Genomic DNA, 7,981 nt, shown 5'->3' on the forward strand with positions numbered 1-7,981 from the left:
ATTATGACGCAATTCCAGTAATTTGCCCTGACATTATTTCAGCATCCTATCTCCTGAAGGATACCTTATCTTCGCACCCGATGCATTCCACAGAAAAAGCAAGAACCTATACCAACAAGCAAGGCGTTACCCTCACTTTGGAGGAGTGGATTGCCTACCTGGACGACGTTGACTTTGAGAGCTACCGAAACATTCAGGGTTTGTACGATATGTGGAACGAAGATTTCTCGGTCGAAATGCGCGAGGCCCTGGATTCATACTACCGAAAGCGCAAAGCGCGATTCAGGAAAACAGGCCGCTAAGGCGCGGCGCTATGGTGAAAACACTACTTTAGCCCATCGAACTGTTCAGCAAGGCTTGTTCAACGAAGTATTGTGAAATCAGCGCCTTTAAATATGCTTAATCTTGAATTAAATATCTGGGATATCATAGCCGAGTACAGTACCATTATCTATACCAGCACAGCGGTACTAATAGTCATTGGCGCGATTATCCTTACGCGGGTTATGGGGATGCTGATGCGGCGAATTATGCGGCGCGATGTTGAGCACCAGAGCGGAGACCTCACACGTCTTCGCTTTTTGAACAACGCCATCTCTGCCCTTATCTGGTTTACGGCCCTCACGCTCATTATATTCACCGTTCCTCAACTGCGCGCTTTGGCCATAACGCTTTTTGCCGGGGCAGGAATTTTGGTAGCAATCATTGGTTTTGCTGCTCAGGCAGCTTTTGCAAACATCATCTCCGGAATTTTTATTGTCATGTCGAGACCTTTTCGGGTTGGAGACCTGATTCGTGTTTCACCGGAATACCAGGGGTTTGTAGATGATATTACATTGCGCCACACGGTAATCCGCGATTTTCAAAACCGGCGTGTGGTGATTCCCAATTCAGCAGTAGGGGCTGCCAATATCCTGAATCACACCATTGACGACCCTAAGGTACGCGAGTACGTGGAAATGCGTATCAGCCTGGATAGCGACATGGAACTGGCTATAAAAATTATGCGCGAGGAGGCCTTGAAACACCCCTATTGTATTGATAACCGGACTCCTCAGGAAATTACCGCCGGCGATCCCGTGGTGCAGGTTCGGGTGATTGGCTTTGACGACAGCGCCACCGTATTAAGGGCGTATGTATGGGTAAACGACCCCGTTCATGCTTTTTTGCTTCGTTTTGACATGTACCGAAGCTGCAAAAAGCGCTTCGACGAAGAAGGTATACTTCTCGGAATACCCCATCGCATGCTCATGTTCAAAAACTCTTCCGAGAAAAAGCAGATTTTGGGCGAAGAATAGTTTCGCTCTGACCATCCTCTGCAAAACCTTGGGCACAGTATTCTGTTACTTTTGCGTTCCGAAGCAATGACGAAGGTTTCCAACGAATGCTCCACCGATGATAAGAGGTAAGCTGCTGCTTTTATTTGCGTACCTGACCATGCTCAGTGCCCATGCCCAGGACGAAACTTACACCATTAGCGGGTATGTAAGCGACGCTGCTTCGGGCGAATACCTCCTTGGGGCCAATGTGTACATAAAGGAAACGCAGCGCGGTACCACTACCAATACAAATGGTTTCTATTCACTGAAAACCCCTTCAGGAGATTTCACCCTCGTTGTTTCCTATCTGGGTTACACCAATTACGAGCAAAAACTAGCCTTTGAAGAGGAGAGGCGCTTGCGCATCAACGTGGCATTAGAAACGGTTACGCTTGATGAGGTAGTTATTACTGGCGATCTGGATCGAAATACGAGCAGCGTTCAAATGAGCGAGATTGAGCTGGAAGTTCAACAAATCAAGCAGATTCCGGCTTTTTTGGGAGAAGTTGACGTACTGAAAACCATTCAATTACTGCCCGGTGTGCAGTCGGCCGGTGAAGGCAACACAGGTTTTTACGTGCGAGGGGGTGGCCCGGACCAAAACCTCATTCTGTTGGACGATGCCGTGGTTTACAATGCCTCTCACCTCTTTGGTTTCTTTTCGGTATTTAACGCCGACGCCATCAAGAATGTAAATCTTATTAAAGGTGGTATGCCTGCTGAATACGGTGGCCGACTGGCTTCAGTGCTCGATATTACCATGAACGAAGGAAACAACCAAACCTTTGGTGGAGAGGGAGGTATCGGTCTTATCGCCTCCCGTCTCACCCTGGAAGGCCCGGTACAAAAAGGAAAAAGCTCCTTTCTGGTGAGTGGCCGACGAACCTATATTGACGTACTTGCGCAGCCTTTCATCCCCAAAGAATCAGCATTCAACGGCTCGGGATATTACTTCTACGACCTGAATGCGAAAATCAACTACCGTTTCAGCGATAAAGACCAACTTTCGTTTTCAGGTTATTTCGGACGCGATGTATTTACCTTCAACAGCAACGCTGCCGATGTACTCTTCAACATCAATTGGGGAAACGGTACCGCTGCCGCGCGCTGGACGCACCTTTTTAAGGACAACCTCTTCATGAAAACGGTGCTTACCCACACCCGCTACGATTTTAACTTTGGCGGTGAACAGGGCGACTTCAACATCAACCTCTTCTCCTCTATCCGGGATTACACCTTTAAGAACCACTTTACGTGGTACCCCGATATCCGGCACAAAGTGAAGTTTGGCGTGGAGTATACTTTCCACCACTTCACGCCCAACAACGCCACAGCCACACAAGGAGCCACCATTTTTGACCTCGGCGAAGAGCAGCGCTTTTATGCACACGAAGCTGCCATTTTTGTGCAAGACGAATGGGATATCACCGACGATCTGGCCATCAATGCCGGTTTGCGCGTGTCGGGATTTCAGCACACAGGACCTTTTACCCGGTACATTGTGAATGAGTTGGGGCAAAACGTGGATACCATCAGCTACGGGCGAGGGGCGAATATCCGCACCTACGGCGGACTGGAACCTCGGATTTCGGTGCGCTACAAACTCAATGGAAAGTCATCGGTTAAAGCAGCCTTCACCCAAAATTACCAGTACGTGCATTTGGTGTCTATTTCGCCGGTGTCGCTGCCCACAGATGTGTGGTTGCCTACCACCTCGATAGTAGAACCACAGTTTGGCCGGCAGTATAACATTGGTTATTTCAGAAACTTTGCCGCTAATAAGTACGAGGCATCGGTTGAGGTGTATTACAAAACCATGGACAACCTCGTTGAATACAAGGAGGGTGTTACTCCTGACCAGGGCGTGGGCAACAATGAGGACAACCTGCTGACCTTTGGCGATGGCCGCTCCTACGGTATTGAGTTCTTCTTCAAAAAACGATTTGGCAAAACCAATGGATGGGTGGGCTATACCCTGAGTAACACCGATCGTGTGTTCGAAGATATTAACAACGGCGAACGTTTTCCGGCACGCTTCGATCGCCGTCACGACCTTTCGCTGGTGGTGCTGCACGAGTTTAACAAGCGCTGGAACATGGGTCTCACCTTTGTGTATGCCACCGGTAACGCCATTACGCTGCCCGTAGGTCGCTACTTTCTGGAAAACCAGATTGTGAGTATTTACGGTCCGCGAAACGACGTGCGCATGGCCAGTTTTCATCGGTTGGATTTGAGCGCCACCTACAACTTCAAAAAAGACAAAACCTACACCGACCCCGAAACCGGCGAGGAGAAACAGAGGCCCAAACGCATTCAGAGCAGTCTTACCCTTGCTATCTACAACGTATACAGCAGGTTGAACCCGTACTTCTACTACTTTGACAGTTCGGGCACCTTTTCAGACGGAACTTTTGGTTTAAACGCCAAGCAGGTGTCGCTCTTCCCAATTTTGCCATCTCTCACATGGAACTTCAAATTCTGACGGCATGAAAAACTACTTTTCCATACTGATCGCGGCGTGTACAGGGATTCTGCTTTTCTCTTGTGAAAAGGATATTATCGTTGAGCTGCCTCCCGTAGATGCCCAGATTGTGGTTGAGGGCACGATTGAGCCCGGCCGCCCTCCATTTATATTGGTAAGCTGGAGCCAGGGCTTTTTTGACCCATTGGACATTGACGCCTTCAACTCCTATTTTATTCGCGATGCCGAAGTTCGGGTAAATGGTGTTTTAATGGAAGAAGCCTGTACCGACGCTCTCCCCGACTCGCTACTGCCTATTTTAAGTGAACAAACAGGTATTGCACTGGAAAACCTGTTTGTGCTGAATTTCTGCGTGTATAGTAACCCTGGCAGCAATCCTTTTGCGGTGCTGGGAGAAGTGGGCGGCACATACAATCTGGAGGTAAAGGTGGGCGACAAGGTTCTTACTTCGCGTACCCACATTCCACAACCCATACCGTTGGAGGAAATATGGTACCAAACCTGGGCCAACACGGATTCGCTTGGGCTGATTTGGGCGCGCCACACCGACCCGGATACCCTCGGAAATGCCTACAGGTGGTTTGCCAAACGTATTAACCGGAGGCCCGGCGATCCGCTCAATCGTCCCAAAGATTTGAATTTTCACGCGCCGATAGGCTCTGCGTTCGACGATCAGTTTATCAATGGAACTACCTTTGAGTTTGCCTACGGTCGGGGCAGGCCGGCAAATTCGCCGCAACCTGAAGATAACAACGCTGAAGCCGGCTTCTTTAAGGAGGGAGATACCGTGGTGGTGAAATGGTGTACTATTACTCAGCAGGCAGCCCGAACCCTGCGCTCTTTTGAACAGCAGATTGGCACCACCGGCAATCCCTTTGCATCGCCGGCCAATGTTGTATCAATGATTGATGGCGGTCTCGGAGTCTGGATTGGTTACAGCCCCACTTTTGATACCATACCCTTGTATCCGGCAGAATAAGGGTCAGTTAACAGTTCTGATTAGATGGTATTATCAACATATTTAAAGGGGCTTTGAGCTTTTCTCATCACTTGGTTTTGGAAAAAGAGAAAAAGATTACCTTCGCAACCTGAAAATCGGGGTGTAGCTCAGTTGGTAGAGTGCACGTCTGGGGGGCGTGAGGCCGCAGGTTCAAGTCCTGTCACCCCGACTACTGAAACAAAGAGGCTTAGCAGAAATGCTAAGCCTTTTTTCGTTATTGTGGCAATTTTCACCCAGGTTATCCAATAAGTAGAGTGCTAAGCCGCGCAGATACTTCCGCAAAGAATCCTTACTACCACTCCGGAATACAGGAGTTCTAAAAATGATAGTGTGAGTTGGAGCCCAACTCGCGCAAGCCATACTGCGGAAGGCAGGCCTGTAAACCGGAGGCAGGTTCTGCAAACAATGATTACAAATTAATCTGACAGACTTCCAACAAACCACCGTACACCGAGGTTTTCTACATTTGTGCAAAAGGTGCAATACATGGAACTGGAGATAAAGCCCTATGAAGACTGGATGCGCGAGCAGGTTGTAGCGCTGTTTGACGCTGAATACCAAACCGGCACCAATGCGTTTAGCTCACTGTTCGATAATTTTTATGAGCACTCTTTTCAAAAAGACCACTGTATCCGCATTGTATCAACCTCTGGCGATACGGTTGCCGGGTTTCAATCCTTTTTTTACTGGCCGGTGGTTTACAGTGGTCAAGTCATCCGCGCATATCAAAGCGGAAATTCATTGGTGCACCCCGATTTTCGTGGAAAGGGTTTGTTTGCTAAGTTACTCAATTACATCCACCTGCCTGAAAACAACTTTGAATTTGATCTGCTGATTGGTTTTCCTGTGCCGATGTCGTATGGCTCATTCATGCGCAAAGATTGGAAGAACCCTTTTGACCTTCAGTGGTATGTGAAACCGCTGAATCCTCTTCGCTCTGTGTTCTCCGCGCCTGAGTCTCAACTGCGCAAAGCATGGCCCGAAAGAGAAAAACTCAACTTTATCGGCCCAAAAGAGGTGAATTACATTGCCCAGCAAAGTGATTTTGATGCCTATCGCTTTTCTTTCGAGGAGGGATCATACTATCGATTCACCTACGATTCGGGGGGAGAGAGCTCTTACTTCGAGCTAAAAGCACAGACACGCAAAAAGTTTATCCGTGAACTAATAATCGGGAAGTTTTTGTGCTCCAATCAGAATCCGGAATTCGCATCTGAAGCCTTCAATGCGCTTTTAAAATCTGTGCGGCAATCGGCATCTTTCAGTATGCTTTCCATCGCTGTGAATCCGGGCAACACCTTTTTGCTGAAAGTACTGGAGCAAAACGGTTTTCGGTCAATCAATCGCTCAATTCATTTTATCGCAAAAGGACCGGTTGCAGATGAAATTACAGACTGGAGCGACTGGTGGATTTTTCGCGGTGATATTGACACCTGGTAGGTGTGTATGCTGATTTCCATTGATTCAAATAAAGAACGAAAAGCCCGGAGAATGATCCCCGGGCTTTAAAATTTGGTTTGTATGGTGGCGGCAGGCTACATCACAACCAGTCGCTCGGTAGTAAACAACTCGCCATCTACCACAACCTGTATCATGTAAACGCCACGCGATAGACCAGGCTCAAAGCGTATCAAACGACTCAATTCACTTCCGTAATGACCAAAGCCCATTGACTGAATCAATTTACCGTGTAAATCACGCACCTGAATCATCACGTTGTGGCTTTCGTCTCCAAGACCTGAAAGTTCAAGGCGCGCTTCGGTTCCGCCGTTGGGGTTAGGATACAACAGCGATGCGGTTTCAATGAGGCTACGCGCTGCAGCTATTTCCTGCTGCGGTGCCTCGGGGCCGGCAATGGTAATATTGCAGATCGCTCCGTAGCTTCCCAAAACTCCTCCCTGCTGCACCCGAACCCGCACCTCGTATTCACCAGCCGTCAGTGCTGGAGAAATTCCATTCCAAGACAAGCTTATTCCTGTGTTAGGGCGGGTGGCAGTACTCACAACCCCTGTGGTGGTATTGTTGAATTCAAATTGGTAAAAATCAGCCGTGCACACCGATTGTGCAATCAGTATACCACTAGGTGAGCTGAATGTGGTTCCACAGTAGTTAGGGCGTACTGATGTAGGAGCAGGTGGACCGAGTTCTATGGGATGCACCGCACCATAACCACTCCATGTCTCACCAATAGCAACTTCAACCGCAACATTATAGGTTGTTGAGGGAACCAGATCTTCAAACCAAGACAAGCGCACACTAGCATTTCCGCTACCACGGGTGTAGTAAATTTCATTCCCGTTGGTTGGATCATTATCAGGGTCTAATCTCCAGCGATAGTTGGTAGCCCCACTGATGGAATAGGCTATCATCAAATCACACATTTGATAAAGGTTTCCTGAACCATTGGTTAGCTGGTACTCTGGCCGCAACTCGGTTTGTGGTACATCAGATGCAGTGCCAATGGTGCACATATCACCATATTCGCCCCACACACCATTTACCCGTACCTTCACCCGCACCTCATAAGTTTGAGCCAGTGTAACCCCCTCAATCCATGAAATACGCATCCAGGGATTATTCGTATTTCGGGTATATTCCGGCAACGCAGCACCTCCAATTGGGGTATATTCCCAACGGTATGCTTCCGCAGAAGGAATGCTCGTGGCAGAAATAAAGTCGCCAAGCTCGTAACCACCCGTATTACAGAAATTCGGATGAACCTGGGTGGTTGGCACCGTGGCCGTAAATGGTATCTCTACAACAAAGGATTCCTCACAGCCAGCTGCATCCATGACAAAGCATGTATAGGTGCCAGCAAACACGCCCAGCACCTCTGGACCGGTTTGCATGAATGCATCATTCCACTGATAACTGTAAGGCTCAAGTCCACCTGTGACTGTAATGGTGGCCGAGCCATTGGCAAACCCGGGCGTTGCCGGCACTGTTGTGTAGCTGTAGGTTAGCTCGCAATCGCTTTGCGGGTCACAGGGGTCGTTGCCTGTGCTGCCACCTACGCATTCATTGCAATCATCCACAAAGGCGCTTCCGCCCCACACTCCGTTGCAATCCTGGGCGCATGGCTGAAGTCCGGTTGTACCTCCTACGCAAACGCCGCAATTGTCGAAGAAAGCAGTTCCGCCAAAGTCACCGTTGCAATCGGACACACAGGGCTCATCACCG

General features: G+C 48.8%; 6 protein-coding genes and 1 tRNA gene. 6 read left to right on the forward strand and 1 reads right to left on the reverse strand.

The window, feature by feature from the left end:
• Positions 1-80: 80 nt before the first annotated feature.
• The 6 genes from EA392_11405 (at position 81) to EA392_11430 (ending at position 6,241) form a co-directional block, all read left to right on the forward strand.
• Complete coding sequence (locus EA392_11405) at positions 81-302, forward strand: hypothetical protein (GenBank protein ID TVR37979.1); 222 nt, start codon at positions 81-83, stop codon at positions 300-302.
• A gap of 93 nt (positions 303-395) precedes the next feature.
• Positions 396-1,298 carry a mechanosensitive ion channel family protein gene (locus EA392_11410; protein ID TVR37980.1) on the forward strand — a complete coding sequence of 301 codons (903 nt, stop codon included), beginning with the start codon at positions 396-398 and terminating at the stop codon, positions 1,296-1,298.
• 100 nt (positions 1,299-1,398) lie between these two features.
• Positions 1,399-3,801: a TonB-dependent receptor gene (locus tag EA392_11415; GenBank protein ID TVR37985.1), complete on the forward strand. Its 2,403-nt coding sequence runs from the start codon at positions 1,399-1,401 to the stop codon at positions 3,799-3,801.
• 4 nt (positions 3,802-3,805) lie between these two features.
• Complete coding sequence (locus EA392_11420) at positions 3,806-4,780, forward strand: DUF4249 family protein (protein TVR37981.1); 975 nt, start codon at positions 3,806-3,808, stop codon at positions 4,778-4,780.
• A 117-nt stretch (positions 4,781-4,897) separates the two neighbouring features.
• Positions 4,898-4,973 (forward strand) — tRNA-Pro (locus tag EA392_11425).
• A 314-nt stretch (positions 4,974-5,287) separates the two neighbouring features.
• Positions 5,288-6,241, forward strand: a complete 954-nt coding sequence (locus EA392_11430) for a hypothetical protein (protein TVR37982.1) — start codon at positions 5,288-5,290, stop codon at positions 6,239-6,241.
• 95 nt (positions 6,242-6,336) lie between these two features.
• Here the strand turns inward: EA392_11430 and EA392_11435 are convergent, their stop codons facing one another.
• Complete coding sequence (locus EA392_11435; protein ID TVR37983.1) at positions 6,337-7,965, reverse strand: T9SS C-terminal target domain-containing protein; 1,629 nt, start codon at positions 7,963-7,965, stop codon at positions 6,337-6,339.
• Between the last annotated feature and the right edge of the window lie 16 nt (positions 7,966-7,981).

The sequence above is a fragment of the Cryomorphaceae bacterium genome (genome assembly GCA_007695365.1).
Classification (GTDB): Bacteria; Bacteroidota; Bacteroidia; order Flavobacteriales_D; family SKUL01; genus SKUL01.

What these genes read in the sequence shown, in the direction of transcription:
- EA392_11405 (TVR37979.1), top strand. Translation starts at nt 81, where the DNA reads ATGCATTCCACAGAAAAAGCAAGAACCTATACCAACAAGCAAGGCGTT.
- EA392_11410 (TVR37980.1), top strand. Translation starts at nt 396, where the DNA reads ATGCTTAATCTTGAATTAAATATCTGGGATATCATAGCCGAGTACAGT.
- EA392_11420 (TVR37981.1), top strand. Translation starts at nt 3,806, where the DNA reads ATGAAAAACTACTTTTCCATACTGATCGCGGCGTGTACAGGGATTCTG.
- EA392_11430 (TVR37982.1), top strand. Translation starts at nt 5,288, where the DNA reads ATGGAACTGGAGATAAAGCCCTATGAAGACTGGATGCGCGAGCAGGTT.